The following is a 22735-nucleotide window of genomic DNA, read 5'->3' as shown; positions in this document are numbered from 1 at the left end:
TCTCATTTGCAATATATATTTTTTAATATTCGGTATTTATGCCGCCAACTTCAACAGTTTTTGCGTCCAAAAAGCCCCGTTACCGTACTCTGTTCCACTATTTTCTATATGTAAAAACTGTCGGGGCCGTTAAAAAGCTCCATACCCGTACAAAATAACGTCGATATACACCGTTATTTTGTAAATATGTTTAACGCCATCCTATCCGGCTTTCATAAACGCCTATGTCATGCCGCATAGAAAATATCAGCATATCTAAAAATCAAAATCTTTTCTTTATAAATTTCTGCCCGCTATGCAGACTGTTGCAAATTCCTTCATTAATTTTCATACCTCCGTATTATAATGCGTAATATAACAACATAGTTTAATTTATTTTTCCCTATGTCTGACGCGTCATTGCGTTTCTGTTATTTCATAATATCAGGATCAAACTCCGATCCGCTGTCGCCGTCAATGGCCGCTTCACCGCGTTCATTTGTCCTAATCCTAACGGCCTCAAAAACGTCATAAACAAATATTTTCCCGTCGCCTATATTCCCTGTATATACAGTTTCCCTCACCTTTTCCAGTACTTCTTCATACATGCAGTCTTTTATGACAGTTTCGACTTTAATTTTAGGTATAAAATTTACGTTGTACTTCTTCCCCCTGTAAATCTGCGTATATCCTTTCTGGTTTCCGTATCCCATTATATTAGTCAGCATCATACCGGTAACCCCAAGCCCGTTCAGCGTGTCTTTGAGTTCATCCAGCTTTCCTCTTTTAATAACAATTTCAAGTTTTTTCATATAATAAGTTTCCTTTCAGCCTTCACCATGCAAAAAGCCATTAAAACCTTTCCTCTTTCAATATTATTTCCGCCGTTTCAACCATTTTTATACATTTATTCATACTGCTTTTTTGTATAAACCGATGTGCCGCCTCCTCTGTAATGTTAAATTTGTTCATCAAAAGGAGTTTTGCCTTTTCTATTATAAGCTTTTCGTCTGCTCGTTTTTCCGTTTTTCGTATAGCTTGTCCGCGGCCCGGAGCCTTAGCCGACAGCTCGTGTTTCCTTCCGATTTCAAGTATCATATTAATTGTATGCAGTAAATCCGCTTTATTGACGGGAAGCACAAGACTGAACACATCTTGGCTGTCTATAAGACCGGCCTGACTGCCGGAAAGCAGCACAAGCATGCCGAAACCGTCGGGCAGAAGTTCATATATTTCTGTATATACCATGCCGCCCGTTTTATATCCGCATACTACAATTCCTCCCGCCACACGGTTTGCAGCCCTTAAAATTTCATCGCCGGAAGTACATATCTCTGTTTCAACAAACCCGCTTTTGACAAGCATATCTTTCACGGCAATGCCGTTATTCCATTCTGAAAAGCCGACAATTATATTTTCCATCTGTATCAACCCCAGAATAAATCAAACAATTCAGTACACATTCAGATACTTTTTAACTTCCCAGTCCGTAACGGCTCTTTGATATTCCTCCCACTCCCGCTGTTTTGTTTCCGTATATTTTGCGGCAATATGGCTTCCCAAAGCTCTTTGAATTATATTGTCTTTCTTAAATTCGGCGATAGCTTCTCCTAAATTTCCGGGCATTTCATATATTCCGCCGTTTAAACTTTCGGCAAGTTCCATACTTTTTTCAATCCCGTCAAGGCCCGCCGAAAGTATTGCGGCAAATTCCAAGTACGGATTGCATGCGGCGTCGGGAAATTTCAACTCTATCCTCGTATTGTCCGGCATGCTTTTAGGAATCCTTATAATGCCGTTGCCTTTAGCCGCGTCCAATACGGACGAATACGGCAAGCCAAATCCGGAAATCAACCGTTTATATGAATTTACCACTGGGTTTGTAACAACCGCCATTCCCCTTGCATGCTTAATCACACCGGTCATAAACATATATGCGTCTTTGCTTAGGCTCAACCCGTTTTTGTCTGCCGGATCATAAAACGCGTTCGCACCGTTTTTAAAAAGCGAAAAATTCGTATGCATGCCCGAACCGTTAACGCCATTTAAAGGCTTCGGCATAAAAGACGCAAAAAGCCCGTTGCGCTGCGCCACTGTTTTTACAACAAGCTTTAATGTCATTATGTTGTCGGCAGACCTCAGAGCTTCGCCGTATTTGAAGTCAACTTCATGCTGCCCCGGGGCTTTCTCATGATGGCTTGTTTCTATTTCAAATCCCATATCTTCAAGCGTAAGGCAAATTTCACGTCTTGCATTTTCTCCCATATCGGCAGGGCCCAAATCAAAATATGTGCCGTTGTCGTGCGGGATAGTCGTTGGATTCCCGTTATTGTCCGTCTGAAAAAGAAAAAACTCACATTCAGGCCCGACGTTAAAAGTATATCCCATTTCTTCCGCCCTTTTAACGGCCTTTTTAAGGGCATACCGCGGGGACCCTTCAAAAAACTTCCCGTCGCTTGTATAAACGTCGCATATAAACCTTGCAACTTTTCCGTGCTGCGGTCTCCATGGGAATATAACAAATGTGTCGAGATCCGGCTTTAAATACATGTCGCTTTCTTCAATGCCCAAAAAACCGCTTATTGACGAACCGTCTATCATGCATTGATTATTCAGCGCCTTTTCCAGCTGGCTTACAGTTATAGCTACATTTTTAAAAACTCCGAGTATATCCGTAAATTGCAGTCTGATAAACTTAACGTCGTTTTCCGCAACCATATTTAATATATCATCTTTTGTATATACCATTTTACTCCCTCCCGCAAAAAAGCAAAAAGGGCTCCGCAACCAAAAAGTTCGGACGCCCTGAATTAACATAAGAAAATTATATCCGCCAAAACGTCATATGTCAATATTATAATAACCGTCCATACGGTCCGAATATATTTTGTCCTAAAATCTATTAAGCAACGTATTCCTCCCCGCATCTATCCTCCTAAACCAAAGCCACTGCAAAAGTATGCCTGTACCAAAGTCGTTATATAGCTTCAGTTCACAAGAGCACACATGGTTTTAACTGACGTCAGCGGAGTAAGAGCATGGCAAAGACGTACAGGTGCGCGAATCCTTCGGCAAGCGACTTTAACAAAGCTCTTATGCCGCCGACGTCAGTTAAAACTCTCATGCCCCACAATAAAAAATTTTTGCAGTTCAAGGCTCATATGCGCCGACACAGCGGATCCTACGGCAAGAGTATGCAATGCAGTACGAAAACGCGGAAAACTTTCCTTGCGTGACGCGTGCGCCCTTGTAAACCGAAGCTATTCGCCTTATAAATATTCACGCATCAAGACGCTGTAAATATATGAAATTCTATTTGAATACCATAACCATATTTCTTTATGTACAAAAAATTTCGATATTTACCGCCAATATACCCGCTCCAAAACAGAATTTTTGCCCCTTCAAAACGTCCGCATACACTGTATTATTAATTACGCCTGAAATTCGTGCATTTCCCGCACATATAAAAAGCAGGCCGCAAAATTTCTTTTGCGGCCTGCTGATGAAAAGTCTTACATCAACCATACGGCTTTTAACAACCATAATTAGGTAAAACTGTTTCAATATGCTTAGGCCTGTTGTCAAATCCGATACGCTCAAACGCGCTTATGCCATTTGATATATCAGCCGTTTACAGTTTCATCTTTTTTACCGAATTTCTTTTTGGCCTTGCTCTTAATATTCCTGTAGCGAAGTTTGTCAACAAGCATATAAAGCACAGGTATGAATATAAGAGTTATAACCGTTGAAAGCGAGAGGCCGAATATAATTACAATAGCCATAGGCTGCTGCATTTCAGTACCTTCACCGATTCCAAGCCCCAAAGGTATCATGCCGAGTACAGTTGTGAGCGTTGTCATAAGTATAGGCCTCAAACGGTCAGGGCCTGCTTCGCATATAGCTTCATAGGAACTCATTCCGTTTGCAACATTCTGGTTTGCCGCGTCTACAAGTACGATAGCATTGTTAACAACCATTCCGACAAGCATTATAAATCCCATGAAAGAAACCGTCGTAATCGACTTTCCTGTTATAAAGAGCCCGAATATGCCTCCCGTTATGGCAAGCGGCATCGAGAACATAACTATAAAAGGATATATAAAACTTTCAAACTGGCTTGCCATAATCATATATACAAGAAGTACGGCAACTATAAGCACTGTTCCAAGCTGCGTAAACGATTCGTTCATGCTTTCAAGGGTTCCTGTAAATTCATAGGCATAACCGTTTGGAAGTATATAGCTTGAAAGCCTTGCTTCAATATCCTTCTGGATTGAACCGAGATCCCTTCCGTAAGTTGAAATAGTAACGTCTATATACTTGTGGTTGTCGGCCCTTGTAACAGTAACGGCCGATTCTCCCGTTACAATATCGGCAACCTCCGTAATAGGAAGCACAAGTCCGGAAGGCGTCGTTATTGTAATATTCGATATATCCTGCATATATTTAACGCTTTCATCGCTTTGTTTAAGGCGTATGTCAACCTCAGTATCATCAACCTTAAACTCCGTTGCAACACTGCCGTTAATCGCACCGCTTACGGCGCTTGCAACCTGGCCTGCCGTAAGGCCGTATCCGGATGCCTTTTCCCTGTTAACAATTATGTTAACCTCAGGCAGCGTATCTTCTGCAGAACTGTCAACTTCCGTAACGCCTTCAATTCCTTCGAGCATATCCTGCATTGTATATGCAATTTCCCTGAGAACGTCGCTTTCATCGCCCGTAACCCTTATGGTTATGCCGCTGCCGCCGTAACTGCCCATTGCGGAACTGCTTGCGGAAACATTGATTTCACATCCCGGTATATTTTTAAGCTTTGTTTCAAGCTGATTTGCATAGTCGCTTGAGGAAAGATCCCTTTCTTCCTTATCAACAAGGCTTAACATAACGGAACCGCTGCTTGTGGAGCTGCCCGATGCGGAAATACCGCCGCCGCCGACCATAACATAGTATGTGTCTATAATTTCATCATCTTTAAAAGTATCTACAACCTGGTTTACAACCTTTTCCGTTTCATCAAGTATCGTGCCGTTCGGCAATGAAACGCTTACGGTAACCGAGCCTTCATCCATTTCAGGCATGAAGTCAAAGCCCATAATAGGCACAAGCGTAAGCGTTGCCATAAACGAAACAACTACAAGCGCAACAACCTTTTTCTTGTTTACAAGGCACCATAAAAGTATCTTCCTGTAACCGGAATCAAGTTTTTCAAGGCCGCGCCCCCATGAATCGAGGAAGTGTGTGATAATGCCTTTTTTCTTTCTTACCTTCATGCCTTCAACGCCATCGCCGGTAAACTGTTCCGGTTTAAGCATTTTTGAGCATGCCATAGGTATAAACGAAATTGATATAACAAGCGACGCAAAAAGCGAGAAACATATCGTAAGGGAAAGGTCCTTAAATATATCGCCTATTGTGCCCGAAATAAATATAAACGGTATGAAAACGCCTACAGTTGTAAGAGTCGATGCCGTAACCGCCATGGCAACCTCGCCCGCGCCCCTTGCAGACGCCTCTTTAGGATCAAGGCCCTTACGCATATATGAGAATATATTTTCCAAAACAACTATGGAGTTATCAACAAGCATACCGATACCGATTGCTATACCGCCCATTGAAATCGTATTTTTCGAAAGGCCGAAAAGCCACATTGCACCGAATGTCGCAATAATCGATGCAGGTATTGAAATACCTATAATAACGGACATCTTAGGATTCCTGAGGAATACGAATATAACAATAATGGCAAGCGCCGCCGCCTGTATTGCAGTTGAAACAATGTTGTTAATGGATGTCGTTATATATTCCGACGTATCCGAAAGCATTGAAAATTCAACCTGAGGATACTCTGCCGAAACCTTTGCAATCTCAGCGTTAACTTTTTCGGAAAGCTTTACTATATTGGCGTCCGACTGCTTCTGTATAACAAGCATAATAGCCGGCTCTCCGTCAATAAGGGCGTATGACGATCTTTCCTTTTCCACATATTCCACATCGGCAACATCGTTTAAGTGGATAATGGCGCCGCCGCTTGTGGCAACAGGCAAATCCCTTATTTCATCGATTGTTTTAAATTTTCCGTTCGCCTTAATCTGCATATCCACAGTGCCCTGCTGTACCGTACCGGTAGGAAGATCCATATTTTCGGAAGCAAGCACCTGTGAAATCTGGTTCATAGACAAGCCGTATCCCTGAAGCTTTTCAGGCTTAACGGTAATCTGAACCTCGTTTTCAACGCCGCCTGTATTTGAAACAGACGTAACGCCTTCAATTTTTTCAAACCTTTTGCTTATTGTATCTTCAACAAGCGTATTAAGCTGCGTAAGATCAAGCGAACCGCTCTTAATACCAACATAAATAGCCGTCATGCTGTTTATGTCCATTTTCAAAACCATAGGCTCGCTTGCGTCCTCTGGAAGGCTCCCCTTGACCAAATCGACCTTTTCACGCATATCTACAGCCGCAAGGTCAATATCCGTTTCGTCGGTAAACTGAACGACAACTATTGATGAGTTTGCCGAGGATGTTGAAGTAATGCTGTCCACGTTTGTAACAGTGCCCAACGCTTCTTCCAAAGGCTTTGTAATAAGGGATTCAATTTCTTCCGGCCCCGCCCCTACATATGTTGTGCTTACAATGGCAACCGGTATGTTCATAGACGGCATAAGATCCATGTTAAGGGAAAAATATGAAATAATACCGCCCAACATAACAATAAGCATAATCATTACAGTCGTTACGGGCCTTTTTATTGAGGCTTTAGATAACATCAATTATTCCCCCTTAACCGTGCCGTTGTCATTTCCGGCGGAAGGTTCTTGCTGTGCTGCTGTGCCTTCGCCTTCCTCATTATTTACAGGCTGCGAAGACCCGTATGTCCCGCTTGATTCGCTTTCGGTTCCCGCCGTATTGCCTGCTCCGCTTTCACTGCCGTTTTCAGGCGCCGCTGCCGTTTCGTCAGTCCCTTCTTCTTCTGTGGGCTGCCCGTCTTTGACAACAATATTAACTTCATTTCCTTCTTCAAGGTATGTCTGGCCTTTTACAATAACAAGTTCGCCTTCTTCAACGCCTTTTAAAACCTGAACCGTCTGTCCGTCGTCAATTCCCATTACAACAGGCCTTTTAACTGCAACGCCGTTTTCGGCAACAAAAACAAAGTTTTCATTGTTTTTATTTATAACCGCATCCCTCGGCACTACTATGGCATTGTATCCTTTTTCCTTAACAAAACTTACCTCTGCAAACATGCCTGTTTTAACAACGCCAGTAATATTAGGTATTTCGATTTCCACGTCATATGTACCTGCGGAATTAGCGGCAGGATTTATTGTCTTAATTTTCCCTTTCATTTCATTGTTTGAAACAGCGCTGATTTTAACGTCAACAGCCGCCCCTATTTCAAGGCTGTTGATAATCTGCTCGGAAACGCTTACTTTAACAATAACGGAGGACGTATCCATAATGGTAAACGGCACTGAAGAAGTTGAAAGCATTGTTCCCGCGACAACATTATTTCCCGTAACAACGCCGCTTATTGGGCTTTTAACCTGCGCGTCCCTAAGTGATTTTTCGGCGCTTGCAATCTGCGCCGCCGCGCTGTTGGCCTGTGCCTGCGCCGCATTAAGGCTTGCCTGTGCTTTTTCCGTATTTTCTTCAATAAGCTGTCCGCTTGTAATATCATAGGAACTTTGCGCTTGGTTGTATGAATTTTCCGCATTTTTAAGCGCGTCGGTCACTGCATCCATATCAACCTGCGATACAAAACCCTGATCGTAAAGCGCTTTTGTATTGTCATATGACGTTTTAGCCGTGTCATATGCCATTTTTGCAGAATCCAGAGCGTTTTTAAGATTTTCAAGCTGCATCTGCATGCTTGCGCCGTTGACTGTGTCAAGCGTTGTCTGCGCAACGTCCACATTTGCCAAGGACGCCTGATAAGCTGCCTGTGCTGTCCTCAGGCTGTTTTCTATTGCTTCCGTATCCATCGTAAAAAGTACGTCGCCTTCGTTTACGGTGTCGCCTATATCGAAATTAACGTCCTTCACTATTCCGCTTACAAGGCTGAAAACATTTGCCGTTTCAACCGGGGTTGTTTTTCCGGAATATACATAATTTGTTTCAACCTCGCCGTCTGAAGCCGTAACAACTTCAACGGAAAGCGCATTGCTCACTTCCGCAGTCGCCGGCTCTTTATCGTCTTTCGCACCGCAGCCTCCAAAGGCAAGCGCGGCAATAACGGCCGGTATCAAAAGCTTTTTGTTAAGATTCATTTTTACTGTCCTCCCTGTCAGATATAAATAAATATCCGTTTTCTACTGATAATTTTAAATATTCCTTTTGCTTTTCGTTAAGGCTATTATAATGCCTTTGAAATTTCTCAAACATATACTCCCTTATACTTTTCAACGCCGTTACAGCCTTTTCGGTTGTTTTCAAATAAACTTTCCTGCCGTCGTTTCCCTTATAGCGTACCAAAAGCCCTTCTTCCACCATCCTCGAAACCGTGATGGATATGCTGCTTTTTGAAATTCCCGTTATTTCCTCAATATCGGAAACAGTGGCGTTTTCCAAAGCCGATATTATCGTTATAAAAAGCCTTTGCGTTTTTGTAAGGGAATCCGGCCTTTTGCCGTTAACATTATAGCAGCCGGCCATATTTTTTGAATTCCAACGCAGTATAGCGTCGCTGATAAAAAAAAGCTTATCCGCCAAATTGCGGCTTTCATCCACAGGCATAACACTCTCCTTTCCGTCAGACTGTTAATAGGCAAGAAATGATTTTATAGTAAAACAATTTGCCTGTCAATGGTTTTATCATAAAAGTAATACGCCCGATTTTTAAAAAAGTTTACCAAATACTCAAAAAATTTTTAACATTCCCCGCCAAAAAATAAATTGTGTCTGAAAACCCCGCCATAACGCCGTTTTCAGAGTATATGAAATTTTGGGAAATAAAGAACGCCGCGTTAAAATTTACTTTTTAATACACGGCGCCTTTTTTACATTATTACGTTTTAAAATTCCATCATGCCTTCGAGATAGGAAACAAGTTCATCGATTTTAATCCTTATCTGATCCATTGTGTCCCTGTGCCTGATTGTAACGGAATTGTCCTCAAGCGTGTCAAAATCAACGGTTATGCAGAAAGGCGTCCCTATTTCATCCTGTCTTCTGTAACGCTTTCCGATGCTTCCCGCCTCATCGTATTCAACGTTGAATTTTTTTGAAAGCTCGGCATAAATTTTACCTGCCGGTTCGGCAAGTTTTTTACTTAACGGAAGCACGGCCGCTTTAACCGGCGCGATAGCCGGGTGGAAATGCAGCACTGTCCTTACGTCTTCTTTGCCGTCTTTCTCCCCTACAACCTCTTCGTCGTAAGCGTCGCATAAAAATGCAAGGGTTACGCGGTCCGCGCCGAGCGACGGCTCAATACAGTACGGTATATATTTTTCATTTTTATCCTGATCAAAATATGTCATATCCTGCCCGCTGTGTTCCTGGTGCTGTTTCAGGTCAAAGTCCGTCCTGTCGGCTATTCCCCAAAGTTCGCCCCAGCCGAATGGGAACAGGTATTCGATGTCGGTTGTCGCTTTTGAATAATGGCACAGTTCCTCCGGGCTGTGATCCCTCACCCTCGTATTTTCTTCAGACATGTTGAGGGATTTAAGCCAGTTTATGCACATTTCCTTCCAGTATTTAAACCATTCGAGATCCGTGCCCGGCTCGCAGAAAAACTCAAGTTCCATCTGCTCAAACTCACGGGTTCTGAAAGTGAAATTGCCGGGCGTTATTTCGTTCCTGAAAGATTTTCCAATCTGGCCGATGCCGAAAGGTATTTTCTTCCTTGAAGTGCGCTGCACGTTTTTAAAATTTACGAATATGCCCTGTGCGGTTTCCGGGCGCAGGTAAACCACATTTTTGCTGTCCTCGGTAACTCCCTGGAAAGTTTTGAACATAAGGTTAAACTGCCTTATGTCAGTAAAATTGTGCGCGCCGCAGGAAGGGCATTTTATATTGTTTTCATCAATATAACTTTTCATTTTTTCATTGCTCCAACCATCGGCGACTTCGCCTTTGTGTCCGCACTCCTGAAGGTGATCCTCAATAAGCTTGTCGGCGCGGAAACGCTCTTTGCACTCCTTGCAGTCCATAAGAGGATCGCTGAACCCTCCCACATGGCCGCTGGCAACCCATGTCTGAGGGTTCATAAGTATAGCGCAGTCAACCCCCACATTATATTGGCTCTCCTGCACAAACTTTTTCCACCATGCTTTTTTGATATTATTTTTAAGTTCAACGCCTATAGGGCCGTAATCCCATGTATTGGCAAGGCCTCCGTATATTTCGCTGCCCGGGTAAACAAATCCCCTTGCTTTAGCCAAAGCCACTATTTTGTCCATTGTTTTTTCAACTGCCATAACAATTCCTCCTGAAATAAATTATATTTTCCCGGCGAATATAAAAAGCCCTTCGCCGCTTACAAAAACGTAAGGGACGAAAGGCAAAGCTTCCGCGGTTCCACCCTTTTTGACAATGCACAACTGCACGCCCTCTTTAAAATAACCCGCTCCAAAGCGCCCTTCGCCAAAAAACCGCTGCCTTTTCGCACCGGACAAAGGCTCTCTTAAAACGGTTTGGAAGCTACTCCTCTTTTTCACAGCGGAATAAAAACTAAATATACTTAAATTTATCAAATACGCCCTGATTTGTCAACCGTTTTGTGGTATAATACCGTAAATAAAAACTACGGTTAATATAAGGAGGCGTGAAAATGAAAAGCCGGCAAATGTCAGAATCAATAATAATAGGCCTCATAATGGCTTTTTCGGGCGGCTTTATGGATGCGTACACATATGTATTCCGCGATAAAGTTTTTGCGAATGCGCAGACCGGAAATATAATACTTTTCGGCCTTAACCTTTCAAGCGGCGACTTTTCAAAAGCCGTTGAACATCTTTTCCCAATACTTGCGTTTACGGCGGGAATATTCACGGCGCAGCTTTTCCGCATGCACTTTAAAAAACGTCCTCATTTCCATTGGCGTCAGCTTTCGTTAATTGCGGAAATAATGATAATAATCGCTGTAAGCTTTATGCCACAAAGCCTGAATATAACGGCAAACAGCCTTATTTCCTTTGCATGCGGAATACAAGTGCAGACCATACGCAAAATACGCGGCAACGCCATAGCCACAACCATGTGTACAGGCAACCTCCGCACGGCGTCCGATTTATTGTGCTCATACCTCCACTCGAAAAACGGCGATGATTTAAAAAAGGGGCTGTTCTACTGCGTCACAATAGCCGTGTTCATGTTAGGCGCCGTAGCGGGCAAAATCATTACCGACATTTGGGGCATGCCGGCAATACTTGCAAGCGCCCTGTTGATTTTGGCCTGTTTCATAATAATGTTTATAGACGAAAAGGAGCTTGAAGGATGACGCCCGCCCTCTTCGACCAAGCGGCGGCGCGCCATGCAATAAAATAAATCCATACCGTTTTGCCTGTTCAAAAAGTAAATTCCCGGGAGTTACAGATTATACATCCCTGGAATTTGATTGCTTTTGTATTTCCAAAGTTTTATTAACTACGGATATCTTTCGCGATACAAGCCTCCATAGCCGGCAATTCTCCGTCTATCCGTGTTTTACGGCATTTTTAACCTTATCCTTGTCGAATATGCTTATAACCGCAAATACAACGCCGCACACGGCAACCATAAATATGCCCACGCTTTTGAATATAGGCGTAAGCGCCGGAACAGCGCTCCAAAGTATTATTGAAATAAGCGAGGCAAGTATTGTCCAAAACCCGGCCCTCCTTCCAGAAAATCCCGGGGCAATAAGAGCCCCCGCAACAATAAAAGACGTCCCTATGGCAAGGGATAAAGCTTTCTGCATGGCGTCCAGTATAGCGCCCATTTGCGTTGCAATCAGGTATGTGATAATACTGCTTATTATAACTATCGCTTTATTTATAATCATCTTTTTATTTTCTTTTATATCGGCGAACTTAAAAACAATATCTTTGCTCACCGTTGTAGAAAGCCCTATAATCATAGAGCATCCCGTTCCCATGTCGGCCGCCCAAAGCCCGGAAAGGGTTATTCCGCCCAGCAGAGGAGGAATACTCATAAGTATCATAGGAAGCGCAACGGACGCTTCGGCTTCAGGAAGCAGAGCCTTTCCCGCAACGCCAAGCATAGCGCATATAAAGCCGACCGGAACCATAAGGGCCGCGCCGAGTATAAAGCCTGCGGTTGCAGCTCTGTCGTCTTTTCCCGTAAGGCCTATCTGGACGACGCCCTGAACGCTGTTTGTGTTTCCGAGCATAACTATTATCCAGCTTATAATACCAATCCAGCCCATCCCGGCAGTAAAGCTTAAATAGGGTACGTCAGGTTCAGCCGCCGTCAAAGCGTTTATCGCTTCCCACCCGCCGTGGTTATTAAGCACAATAAACGCCGCAACAATTACGCCCACATATATAAGTATAAGGTTCAGCACGTTTGTAAGCGAAACGCTTCCCATACCTCCTATAACGGCTACAAGCATAAATATTATGAATGAGAAAAATGTCCCGCTTTCAACCGTAAACACATCCGGAAGCAGCGACGCCAGTATAGATCCTCCCGCTTTATACTGCAAGGCTATAATCCCCGATTGTATTATGCACATCGAGATAACCATTATAAAGCATGTTTTTTTTCCGTACAATTCATCCACAAGGCCGCTTATTGTCGAATAACCGCTGTGTCTTAAATGCCTTACGGCCAAAAATGACGAAACTACCGCGCCTATGGCCCATGCGGTATCATACCAGCCTGCCGAAAGCCCAACGCTGAACGCATTTTCAGCTATCCCTATTGTGGACGCGCCGCCTATCGCAAGCCCGGCTATGCTCGCGGCGACGACAAACATACCGTTCTTTCCTTTATACAGCAGGAAATTTTCCCCGTCCTTTTTTTGCTTATTCGAAACGTAAATACTTATCCCGAACAAAAGCACAACATATAAAATGACAATCAAAAGCGGAATATTCATATTTATCTTCCTTCCTCAATATTTTTACAAAGCTCCCTGTAGTCCGTTTCAACTTGAGGCATAACGCTTCCGCCGTAAGGCATTATATAAATGTCCTTGCCTTTAAAATCTATCCTTTTTAATATTTCGTCAAGGGAACTTGACGCCGTAATGTCCATTGCTTTTACAAGCGACGGCTCTATCTCGCTTAAAAGGAAAGTCTCCGCTTTTCTGCACGCTTCGCACGCCGCGTAAAAAATATATCCGCCTATCGTAAAATTCTCCCGCAGAGCCTTGTCAAGCCTTCCTTCTTCAAGAGGTTTTGCCCAGTCAAAGAAGTCTTTTGCCCCGCTTCCTTCCGGGCATTGCGCCATAAACAACAGCGCGCCGCCTTTCTTAACGGCCCTTGCGGCGTTAAAAAGCGTTTTAGTGGACTGGTAGAGGTTTAAATCTTTTGGAAAGCCGCCGCAGCTTGCTATAACTATGTCGGCTTCTCCGTCTATGGGCAGGCCGTAATATTTCTGCACATAGGCGCAGCTTTCACGCCATGCCGAATCAAAATCCCCGCAGAAAAATCCGCTGTGCCGCGACGCTGAATCCACGACAATGTTTATGCCGAACGTAACTCCAACCATGCGGCCGGCTTCGCACATATCCATATTTATAGGATTGCCGCCGAGTTTCCCGCTTCCTATAAAACGGCTGCTCATAGGAAGCTTTGGATCAAGCGCGCGCTCATGGTTCATCCTTACGGTTTTCCTTGAAGCTATTCCGGGTACAATGCTTTTCCTTCCTCCGCCGTATCCGGCCATAAGATGATGCACCGTAGCCCCCATACAGATAACTTTGCGTCCGACAGCCAACGGATTTACAAACACTTCCGTTCCGAAAGAAGTTGTGCCGATATATGCAAGATCCGCCGCGTCGCAGTCGTGATCCGTAACCCTGACGTTTTTGTATGTATACTCGCCCGCAATCTTTTTCTTGTCCTCTTCGCTGTTTTTCCTGTGCGTTCCCAGCGCGATAACAACGTCTATATTTTCAAACGGCACCCCCATTTCCGTATTCAAATATTCCACAAGTATCCCGCAAAGTATATCCTGCCTCATCCAAAGGCGGGTAATATCGCTTATAATAACGGTTACTTTATCGTCTGCATTGACAAGTTCCTTCAGCGGAGCGCTGTCAATAACGCCGCTTGTTATTGAATTGATAAAAGCTTCTTTTATGTCTTTTATTACAGGCATTTTATTTTCATAAAGGTATCTTATGCTTTTGGCCCCTTCAATACAAAAATCAAGTTCTTTTTCACCGTATTTTAATTTTACATTTTCAACAGTTCCCATAGTTAAACCGAGTCCCCTTTATAAAAATATCCGTTTTCATTCCCACTTTAAAGTGTAAAACTTTAAACTATTAAAGTATAACACGCATTGTAAAAAACGTCAAGCATAGGCTGTCTGCCTATTTAAAGCTAATATATAAAATATTAAGTTTCAGAGCGAAAACAGTTTCCGCTATAAACCTATTAATATTTAAACCGGGAGCCGTTTGATTGAAACACCGCATTTAAAGTAAGTATGTAGTTATTATATTATTTAAACAGCTTTGCAAAAACAAAAGCGTTAATCAGACAAATTCTTTTGAAACTAAGCCATACGATAAGTTTCGGCGTAAATAAATAAAAAAATTATTGCTTAGCCGCGACAACAAAGTATATATTTACTCTGCCGCCGATAATGTTTAGTACAGCCTGCAATATTACCGTTATTAAATTTATGCAAAACGGATTTAGAAAAATCCAAACGAGGCTAAATTTTTGAAAAGTATTCACACAGCAAATGCCTCCGTTTACGTCGCTTTTGATTTTATTGAATATCTGAACGAATGGGTTATTCAAATTAAAAGCCAAAATTTATCAAACAACTTGATTTTTATGATTATGAAATACCGGAATAATATTGAAAATATCCTCAGTTCGATTTTTGAGAATATCCAATTCAAATTAATCTATATTTGTCCGGGTTAATCATGATTTATCCAAAAGACCCAAAACTTCTCCTTGAGATAGGGAACTATCAGCCATTTTACACACTATTTCCACGAATTATGCTCTTTTGGGGCTATATCATTATTAACGCCGCTTGTACAGCATAAAATTGCAGATAGTTTTTTATTTCGACAAGCAATTTTTGCTTTGCCGGTATTTAAAATGTGCAGCCATATTGTTGAGCCGGTATTTTGATTTAGATTTGGAGAAAAGATTATTTAATTATTTGTTATAAAATAAGGCCGGCAAAAAGTTTGCGCAGCCTTATTTTTTGCTTATTTATTTGAAACGATAAGATTTTACGGCAAGCAGATTAATAATTTACCGTTTTCATAGACTATTGTTTTAATGTAAGAAGAACGAGCCTAATTAAATTCAGGTTAAAACTAATATTTTAAATAAATGTTCAGGCGTTTTGCGGTTATTTTTCTTCCCTTATCATTTTGTTAACGGCAAAACCGACGCCCATGAAAGTAAACGAAACCGCCATAACGTTTATAACGCTGTCGTTTACAAGGCCTCCGACGAGTATGCCTGTAATAGCAAGCATAATGCCTGCTCCGAAATACTCTTTAAAAGTCTTAAATTCCCTTTTTCTATATAATTTAAAGCTTTCGGCTATATAAAAACCGTAAACGCACAAAAGCGCTATAAGAGAAATTACGCCCGTGTTTATAGCCGTTGCAATATACATATTGTGCGGTTTGTCTATTATTACATTGTCGGTGTCGTTATAGTATCCTATGTTATATTTTCCGGCATAATCGTCATGAGGGAAAAACATCTCAAATGTGTCCGCGCCGTGGCCGAGGAATATTGTATCCATAATAAGCGGTATGCTGCGCGACCATATATATCCCCTGTTTGTAGCAAAAGTTTCATGTCCTTTAAAACCGAATGACTTAACTTCGCCGCTGAGTTCTATGCCCTGTCCGGAAGAAGCGATATAGTATATTTTGCCTTCATATGTGCCGAAGTTCCATGTGAAGTCGGCGGTTTTTATATCCACAAACATAGTCGTTATATCTGTACCCGGCATTTTATCCATACGGCTGCTTACGGTAAAATATTGCATGTAGCTGTCGGATATATTTCCGTCGGCGTCCGTAACCGTAACGCTGTTGTCTGCATTGGCAGTTATTGTAAAGGCTGTGCCTTCAAAGGAAAATATAACGCTGCTGCCGTCGGTTTTTATATAGTCGATCTTGAAAAAGTCCGGGGATGAAACTGTTTCGGCGGCCAAAACAGTTGTGTCTGCCGCCGCTGCAATTACTTCTTCGGCGCTGAATAAGGATATGCTTTCTTCTTTCTGAACGGCATTTTCCGCCGTTTCAACGGCAGGAGCAGATTCGTTGTCCATGGCAAGGGTGCTTTTAAATTCATTTTTTAATGAAGGAACTGACGCCGCTGTTGCGATAACGGCAAACACAAGTATTACCGCAATGCTTTTAGCCCATTTTTTTAAATTGGCAAATCCGAAAACTACAGCCCCCATAACGGCGGCGCAGCAAACGGCGACGATACCTCCCAATGAAGAAGCTCCGAAGAGGTTAAATATAATAAGGCCTGTAAGGGCGGCAAAAAACACTTTAAATTTTATGTTTTCAGCCCCTATCGACGCCATTGCGAATATGCTTATCGGTATTACCATAAAAAACGACGTGTAGTTCATATTTGTAAAAAACCATTCGACATATCCGACCATGCCGTTTTGCGTTACGTTAACGGAATCCCTTATTGAAGCGGGATAATAAAGGAACTCGGGAAGTGATGTTATTTTTACGCCCGCGAATTTTTCAAGTACTCCCCATATGCCTAAAAGCGTACATGAAACGGCAAAACAGATACATATTATTTTAACGCTTTTATCGCTTTTAACGGCGTTCATTGCAAAAAATGTTATAAGCATATAGCATATCAAAACCCAAGTCCCTTCCAAACGGCCGTTTGCCCCGGTGGAAGCAAGGGATTTGTAAGGACTGAAGAAAAATGAAAGCAGTACAAAAATACAGTAAACTGCCATCGGTATATAAACTTTATGTTTTTGTATGCCTGTTTTTCCTACGGCGGCTTCCGAAATAAGGAACAAGGAGCCGAGTATGGTTACGGCCATAAAGAACATTTTTTTCCAGTAAACGAACATGTCAATGTCTATTTCAGCGCCGCCCGTCCAGTATGCGCCCTGGATATATACAGGCAGTATTTTAGCTCTCGAAATAAACATAAATACAGTTGTAATCAATATTATCGGCAATATCAGCCAAATATCGCCGGCGCCCTCTTTTTTAAGGGTATTTTTAGAATTTTCCATTTTATCTGCCCACTTCCTTTGTTTTTTCGGCCGTTAAAAGGCCGCTGTCAATCCCCTGGGTGCTTTCGGGCACAAAGAGGATTTTAATTGTCATTAGTATTATTTTTAAATCCATCATAAATGAATAGCTTTCTATATACATAAGATCCCACATCAGTTTGTCGTAAGGCGTGGTATTGTAACGGCCTAGTACCTGTGCGTATCCCGTAAGGCCGGCTTTCATTTTAAGCCTGTACTTAAATTCAGGCATTGTTTTTTCATACTGCTTAGATATTTCCGGCCTTTCCGGACGCGGGCCCACAACGGATATATCGCCTTTCAGTATGTTAAAAAGCTGAGGCAGTTCGTCAATACGGTATCGGCGCATTACCATGCCGACAGGGGTTATGCGGCTGTCGCCTGCCTGCGCAAGGCGCGCTACCCCGTCTTTTTCGGCGTCTACAACCATACTTCTGAACTTATAAACCTTAAACACTTCGCCCCTGATTGTAAGCCTGTCCTGCTTGTAAAGCACCGGACCGCCGTCGTAAAGCTTAACAGCCAGCGCGCTAAGAAGCATAACGGGAGATAAAACAATTATCCCAATAAGGGATGCGCAGACGTCGAAAAGCCTTTTGATTGCTTCGTCAATCATGCTGAGCTCGCCCCGGTGGCACTGAAAAAGCGGCATATCCTGCATGCTTAATACAGTAGCGCTTTTTAATATTATATCTGATGAATCGGGAACCACGAATATAGGCATTGAGTTTTCAAAACAGAAATCCATTATACGCTTCCTCATCAGAGGGTCTATCCCGCACAGGACGACGCCGTTGTTTTTGTTGAGATCTTCAAGTATTTCGTCAATATTGTTTTCGCATTTGACAAATCCGGTCACGTTAAATTTATTTTCATAATGGTTAATTTTATCGGCGGCGTCCCAAGGTTCCTTGTCACGGTATATGACCGTAAGGTTCCTTATTATACTGCGTTTTTTGTATCTCCTTTTGCTCCATATAGTCCAAACGGATATAAACGCAACGTCGATGACAGAAAGTATAACCATTGGGTGTACGGCAACAATACGCCTGTCTATAAGGCATATCTGAAGGAAAGTTATAACGTTTACAAACAGCATGCTGAGGCACTGCGAATATATGATTTCCGAACTTCTTAAATATCCTATTTTATAACCGCTGTAAATCTGGTTGAAAACGAGGTATATAACGCAGTAAATAAAGATAAGCACAGCCGTGCCTTTTTTATAAAGGAAAGTTGTCATAAGGTTATACCTGTAGAATATAAACCAGATAAGGAGGAACAGAAGCCCCATGCCGAGAACATTGAAAAAAATCTCGCCGACCATAATCATTTTGTTTTTACGCCTAGCATCCATAAAACCACACAACCTTTCAAAGTTTTATTTCAGGCAACAATAATTCTATCATAAAATATTATTTTGCGCTATGGTTTTAGCATAATAGTATAAATTTCTATATCAATATGGGGAGGGCGTATCAAAAATATGTATATCCGGTTGCGGAAACAGGCAAAATATGATAAACTTCTTATTTAAATGAAAAGTTTTGAATCGGTATTTTTCGGCCTTGACATAAGCGTTTGGCATATTAGGCCGAGAACAGCGTTTTTGTATATTTAAGGAGGACGCGCATGTGCGGTTTTTGCGGTTTTACAGGCGAATTAATAAAAAAAGATGAAATCCTTGAAAAAATGATGGACAAGATTGTGCATAGGGGCCCCGACAGCGGCGGCCGTCACACCGGGGATAAAATTGCCATGGGCTTTAGAAGGCTGAGTATTATAGATCTTGACGCCGGCTCGCAGCCTATGTATAACGAAACGAACGATATTGTAATTACGTTTAACGGTGAAATATATAATTACCAGTCGCTCAGGGAAGAACTTATCGCCAAGGGCCATGTATTTAAAAACAATTCCGATACGGAAGTTTTGATACATTCCTACGAGGAGTACGGGAAAGGCATGCTTAAACATTTAAGAGGAATGTTTGCCTTCGTCATTTGGGACAGCAAAAATGAAACTCTTTTCGGAGCAAGGGACTTTTTCGGCATTAAGCCGTTTTATTATGCGGTAATCGACGGAGAACTCGTATTTGCTTCCGAAATAAAAAGCATACTCGAATATCCGGGATTTAAAAAAGAAGTTAACAAAGAAGCTCTTGAAAGCTACCTTACTTTCCAGTATTCGGTATTGCCGGAAACATTTTTCAAAGGCGTTTTTAAGCTTATGCCCAGCCATTGCCTGACATATAAAAACGGCGGGCTTGATATTGAAAGGTACTGGGAACCTGTTTTCGAGGCCGACGAGGAAAAGTCTTTCAGCGAGTTTGTTGAAGAAATAGACGCGGCTATGCAGGATTCGATTAAAAAGCACAAAATCAGCGACGTTGAAGTCGGTTCTTTCCTTTCAAGCGGCGTTGACAGCAGTTATGTAGCGGCATGCTTTAAGGGTGACAAGACTTTTACGGTTGGTTTTGATTATGAAAAATACAATGAAATTGATTTTGCCAAAAAGCTTTCCGAAAAAATAGAAATAGACAACTACAGCAAGCTTATTTCAAAAGACGAATACTGGGACATACTGCCTACAGTACAATACCATATGGACGAGCCTTTGGCGGATCCTTCGGCCGTAGCGCTTTATTTTGTCAGCAAAACGGCGGCGCAGCATGTTAAAGTTGCGCTTTCGGGAGAAGGAGCCGATGAGTTTTTCGGCGGATACAATATATATAAGGAGCCCGACGCCCTTAAGCCGATTACGTCCCTGCCAAGACCCATAAGAAAGGCGGCAGGGGCGGTTGCAAAGGCCGTGCCTTTTAAAATCAAAGGCAAAAATTATATAATCCGCGGCAGTAAGGATCTTGAAGAAAGGTTTATCGGCAACGCCTATATGTTTACCCAGAAAGACAGGGAAAAAGTGCTTAAAACATATACAGGCAGAAATACGCCGCAGTCTGTTACAAAACCGTTTTATGACAAGGTGAAGGACAAGGACGACGTAACGAAAATGCAGTATATAGATATACATCTTTGGCTTATAGGCGATATACTTTTAAAAGCCGATAAAATGAGCATGGCAAATTCCCTTGAAGTCAGGGTGCCTTTCCTTGACAGGGAAGTATTTTCAGTCGCAAGGAAACTGCCTAAGAAATATAAGGTAACCAAGGAAAACACAAAGGTTGCAATGCGCGCCGCCGCTAATAAATATGTCCCCGATATGGTCGCCGAAAAGAAAAAGCTCGGATTCCCAGTGCCAATCAGGATTTGGCTCAGGGAGGAAAAATATTACAATATTATAAAGGAAGCTTTCGAAAGCGAAGAAGCGAAGGAATTTTTTAAAACAGACGAGATAGTTAAGCTTTTGGATTTGCATAAATGCGGCAAAGAGGATAACAGCAGGAAAATCTGGACAATTTATATGTTCCTTGTATGGCATAAGAGGTTTTTTGAAGCGGCGTAGAAAAAACGGGTTATTTGCAGACGCATACAGCGCGGAGCCTAACTGAAGGCGCAATTTCAAATTTAAATGCCGGCCTCAGTATTGATTTGATGCCCGATACAAAAAAGGCCGTTTTCGTTTTCCCTGTTTAGGGTTAAAACGGAACGGCTTTTTTTATTTATTTTCACAGAGAATCCTCCCTTTGCGTTATAAGTGCATGCCCCGGCGTTTCAAAAGGCTTGCCTGTAAGCAAATCCTGTGAATTATCGGCGCAAGAATACTTAAATAAATACGGCAGGCAATCCAAAGACAGCGGCCAAATTTCTGTTGAGTAATATCGATTAACATAAAGATAAGGAAAATACAAAAATTTCCGCCGCTTATATTATTATAATTAAATAAAAGATAAGGAATTTGCAAATATAAAAAAGCCATACCATGCATTAAAACCTGCATTGATATGGCTTTTTTCTGTATCGCTCCCTAAAAAGCGGTTTTTCAAAGACCGGGCATTACCGCATTAAAATATTATCCTTTAGTCTGTCTGAAATATTTTTATCTGTCGCAAAAAATGTGGCCAATAAGCTATTTTTTGAGATTAAACCACGCTTTTAATCCCGGATACTGGGCCATTTCGTCCAGTTCTTCTTCTATCCTCAAAAGCTGGTTGTATTTTGCAACCCTGTCGCTTCTCGCAGGAGCGCCTGTTTTAATCTGCCCTGCATTAACCGCAACTACTATGTCGGCTATGGTGTTGTCTTCCGTTTCGCCGGAACGATGGCTTACGATTGCAGTCATATTGTTCCTGTTGGCAAGGGCGATAGCGTCAAACGTTTCCGTAAGCGTCCCAATCTGGTTAACTTTGATGAGTATTGCGTTTCCGGCTTTAAGATCGATGCCTTTTTGAAGCCTTTTTGTATTTGTAACAAAAAGGTCGTCGCCGACAAGCTGCACTTTGTTTCCGAGTTCTTTAGTAAGGAGCTGCCATCCGTTCCAGTCCTCTTCCGCAAGTCCGTCCTCAATGGATATAATCGGATATTTATCGCAAAGAGCTTTCCAAAGCTCAACCATTTCTTCGCTTGTCCTTACAATTTCTTTTCCGGCCATTTTGCTTTCCCCTTCAAAATGGTACTTGCCGTCCTGTCCGTAAAGCTCCGTTGTCGCTGGGTCCATTGCAATCATTATGTCGCTGCCCCAGCCGTAGCCCGATTTTTCAACGGCTTCCTTAATGAGATCTATAACTTCGTCAGGCGTTGCAAGATCCGGGGCAAAGCCGCCTTCATCGCCTACGGCCGTTGAAAGGCCTTTGTTTTTAAGGACTTTTTTAAGGTTATGGTATATCTCCGCGCACATTCTCAAAGCTTCTTTAAAGCTTTCAGCTCCTACGGGCATAATCATAAATTCCTGAAAATCAACAGTGTTGTCGGCATGTTTCCCGCCGTTCATAATATTCATCATAGGAACGGGCATAGTTTTGGCGTTGAAACCGCCAAGATATTGGTATAAAGGCATATCAAGTGCGTTTGCCGCGGCTTTTGCAACAGCCATAGACACGCCGAGTATTGCGTTTGCGCCTAATTTCGCTTTGTTTTCCGTGCCGTCAAGCTCAATCATGGCTTTGTCAACCGCAACCTGATCGAGGGCGTTCATGCCAATAAGCTCCTCTGCAATAATTGCGTTTACATTGTCAACGGCGTCCTGTACTCCAAGGCCCATATACCTTTCGCCGCCGTCGCGCAGTTCAACCGCTTCAAACTGTCCTGTGGAAGCCCCGCTCGGAACAGCCGCGCGCCCCGTAACCCCGCCGTCAACCGTAACTTCAACCTCAACGGTAGGATTTCCTCTTGAATCAAGTATCTCCCTTGCGTAAACATCTAAAATTTCAATGTAGCTCCTCATTTTTATACCCCTT

The 22735-nt window shown here is 42.4% G+C and carries 15 protein-coding genes and 1 other annotated feature; of the genes, 3 read left to right on the top strand and 12 right to left on the bottom strand.

The genetic code is table 11. The annotated features are described in order from the left end of the window. Nucleotides 1-410: 410 nt before the first annotated feature. From NE664_09265 to glnA, 3 genes are read right to left on the bottom strand one after another with little or no spacing between them, the layout of a single operon-like run. Nucleotides 411-791: a P-II family nitrogen regulator gene (locus NE664_09265; GenBank protein ID MCQ4726833.1), complete on the bottom strand. Its 381-nt coding sequence runs from the start codon at nucleotides 789-791 to the stop codon at nucleotides 411-413. Between the two features lie 40 nt (nucleotides 792-831). Continuing rightward, the gene (locus NE664_09260; GenBank protein ID MCQ4726832.1) at nucleotides 832-1401 is read right to left on the bottom strand and encodes an ANTAR domain-containing protein; all 570 of its coding nucleotides are present in this window, start codon (nucleotides 1399-1401) and stop codon (nucleotides 832-834) included. Nucleotides 1402-1431: 30 nt separating this feature from the next. Then, entirely contained in the window at nucleotides 1432-2727 is a 1296-nt protein-coding gene (gene glnA, locus NE664_09255) for a type I glutamate--ammonia ligase (GenBank protein MCQ4726831.1), read from the bottom strand. Between the two features lie 290 nt (nucleotides 2728-3017). Here glnA and NE664_09250 point away from each other — a divergent pair, with 290 nt between their 5' ends. Further along, the gene (locus NE664_09250) at nucleotides 3018-3215 is read left to right on the top strand and encodes a hypothetical protein (GenBank protein MCQ4726830.1); all 198 of its coding nucleotides are present in this window, start codon (nucleotides 3018-3020) and stop codon (nucleotides 3213-3215) included. A gap of 390 nt (nucleotides 3216-3605) precedes the next feature. Here the strand turns inward: NE664_09250 and NE664_09245 are convergent, their stop codons facing one another. From NE664_09245 to NE664_09230, 4 genes are all read right to left on the bottom strand, one after another. Next, nucleotides 3606-6752, bottom strand: coding sequence for an efflux RND transporter permease subunit (locus tag NE664_09245; GenBank protein MCQ4726829.1), 3147 nt, complete (start codon nucleotides 6750-6752; stop codon nucleotides 3606-3608). 3 nt (nucleotides 6753-6755) lie between these two features. After that, a complete protein-coding gene (locus NE664_09240; protein MCQ4726828.1) occupies nucleotides 6756-8252 on the bottom strand; it encodes an efflux RND transporter periplasmic adaptor subunit in 1497 nt (498 codons plus the stop codon). After that, nucleotides 8242-8718, bottom strand: coding sequence for a MarR family transcriptional regulator (locus NE664_09235; protein ID MCQ4726827.1), 477 nt, complete (start codon nucleotides 8716-8718; stop codon nucleotides 8242-8244). Before NE664_09235 ends, NE664_09240 begins: the two co-directional genes overlap by 11 nt. A gap of 278 nt (nucleotides 8719-8996) precedes the next feature. Next, nucleotides 8997-10400 carry a glycine--tRNA ligase gene (locus NE664_09230; protein MCQ4726826.1) on the bottom strand — a complete coding sequence of 468 codons (1404 nt, stop codon included), beginning with the start codon at nucleotides 10398-10400 and terminating at the stop codon, nucleotides 8997-8999. Nucleotides 10401-10469: 69 nt separating this feature from the next. After that, nucleotides 10470-10649, bottom strand: a binding site (T-box leader). Between the two features lie 104 nt (nucleotides 10650-10753). Between NE664_09230 and NE664_09225 the strand changes: the two genes are divergently transcribed. Continuing rightward, the gene (locus NE664_09225; protein ID MCQ4726825.1) at nucleotides 10754-11422 is read left to right on the top strand and encodes a DUF1275 domain-containing protein; all 669 of its coding nucleotides are present in this window, start codon (nucleotides 10754-10756) and stop codon (nucleotides 11420-11422) included. A gap of 195 nt (nucleotides 11423-11617) precedes the next feature. Here the strand turns inward: NE664_09225 and NE664_09220 are convergent, their stop codons facing one another. The 4 genes from NE664_09220 to NE664_09205 form a co-directional block, all read right to left on the bottom strand. Next, nucleotides 11618-13024 (bottom strand): sodium:solute symporter family protein, encoded by a 1407-nt coding sequence (locus tag NE664_09220; protein MCQ4726824.1) that lies wholly within the window; start codon nucleotides 13022-13024, stop codon nucleotides 11618-11620. A gap of 2 nt (nucleotides 13025-13026) precedes the next feature. Next, on the bottom strand, nucleotides 13027-14349 hold the full coding sequence (gene larA / locus NE664_09215) for a nickel-dependent lactate racemase (protein ID MCQ4726823.1): 1323 nt from the start codon (nucleotides 14347-14349) through the stop codon (nucleotides 13027-13029). A gap of 1125 nt (nucleotides 14350-15474) precedes the next feature. Next, a complete protein-coding gene (locus NE664_09210; protein ID MCQ4726822.1) occupies nucleotides 15475-17364 on the bottom strand; it encodes an O-antigen ligase family protein in 1890 nt (629 codons plus the stop codon). A 1-nt stretch (nucleotide 17365) separates the two neighbouring features. After that, on the bottom strand, nucleotides 17366-18739 hold the full coding sequence (locus NE664_09205; protein MCQ4726821.1) for a sugar transferase: 1374 nt from the start codon (nucleotides 18737-18739) through the stop codon (nucleotides 17366-17368). Nucleotides 18740-19014: 275 nt separating this feature from the next. On the opposite strand from NE664_09205, the gene asnB reads away from it, so the two are divergent. Next, complete coding sequence (gene asnB / locus NE664_09200; protein ID MCQ4726820.1) at nucleotides 19015-20844, top strand: asparagine synthase (glutamine-hydrolyzing); 1830 nt, start codon at nucleotides 19015-19017, stop codon at nucleotides 20842-20844. 564 nt (nucleotides 20845-21408) lie between these two features. Here asnB and eno read toward each other — a convergent pair. Next, entirely contained in the window at nucleotides 21409-22722 is a 1314-nt protein-coding gene (gene eno / locus NE664_09195; protein ID MCQ4726819.1) for a phosphopyruvate hydratase, read from the bottom strand. Between the last annotated feature and the right edge of the window lie 13 nt (nucleotides 22723-22735).

Source organism: Anaerotignum faecicola (genome assembly GCA_024460105.1).
Lineage (GTDB): Bacteria > Bacillota > Clostridia > Lachnospirales > Anaerotignaceae > JANFXS01.
This window is presented reverse-complemented; position numbering and strand designations above follow the sequence as displayed.

Excerpts from the sequence above, each read along its gene's own strand:
- eno (MCQ4726819.1), bottom strand. The coding sequence starts at position 22,722 with ATGAGGAGCTACATTGAAATTTTAGATGTTTACGCAAGGGAGATACTT.
- asnB (MCQ4726820.1), top strand. The coding sequence starts at position 19,015 with ATGTGCGGTTTTTGCGGTTTTACAGGCGAATTAATAAAAAAAGATGAA.
- NE664_09245 (MCQ4726829.1), bottom strand. The coding sequence starts at position 6,752 with ATGTTATCTAAAGCCTCAATAAAAAGGCCCGTAACGACTGTAATGATT.
- NE664_09260 (MCQ4726832.1), bottom strand. The coding sequence starts at position 1,401 with ATGGAAAATATAATTGTCGGCTTTTCAGAATGGAATAACGGCATTGCC.
- larA (MCQ4726823.1), bottom strand. The coding sequence starts at position 14,349 with ATGGGAACTGTTGAAAATGTAAAATTAAAATACGGTGAAAAAGAACTT.
- NE664_09210 (MCQ4726822.1), bottom strand. The coding sequence starts at position 17,364 with ATGGAAAATTCTAAAAATACCCTTAAAAAAGAGGGCGCCGGCGATATT.
- glnA (MCQ4726831.1), bottom strand. The coding sequence starts at position 2,727 with ATGGTATATACAAAAGATGATATATTAAATATGGTTGCGGAAAACGAC.
- NE664_09240 (MCQ4726828.1), bottom strand. The coding sequence starts at position 8,252 with ATGAATCTTAACAAAAAGCTTTTGATACCGGCCGTTATTGCCGCGCTT.
- NE664_09220 (MCQ4726824.1), bottom strand. The coding sequence starts at position 13,024 with ATGAATATTCCGCTTTTGATTGTCATTTTATATGTTGTGCTTTTGTTC.
- NE664_09230 (MCQ4726826.1), bottom strand. The coding sequence starts at position 10,400 with ATGGCAGTTGAAAAAACAATGGACAAAATAGTGGCTTTGGCTAAAGCA.
- NE664_09250 (MCQ4726830.1), top strand. The coding sequence starts at position 3,018 with ATGGCAAAGACGTACAGGTGCGCGAATCCTTCGGCAAGCGACTTTAAC.
- NE664_09265 (MCQ4726833.1), bottom strand. The coding sequence starts at position 791 with ATGAAAAAACTTGAAATTGTTATTAAAAGAGGAAAGCTGGATGAACTC.
- NE664_09225 (MCQ4726825.1), top strand. The coding sequence starts at position 10,754 with ATGAAAAGCCGGCAAATGTCAGAATCAATAATAATAGGCCTCATAATG.
- NE664_09235 (MCQ4726827.1), bottom strand. The coding sequence starts at position 8,718 with ATGCCTGTGGATGAAAGCCGCAATTTGGCGGATAAGCTTTTTTTTATC.
- NE664_09205 (MCQ4726821.1), bottom strand. The coding sequence starts at position 18,739 with ATGGATGCTAGGCGTAAAAACAAAATGATTATGGTCGGCGAGATTTTT.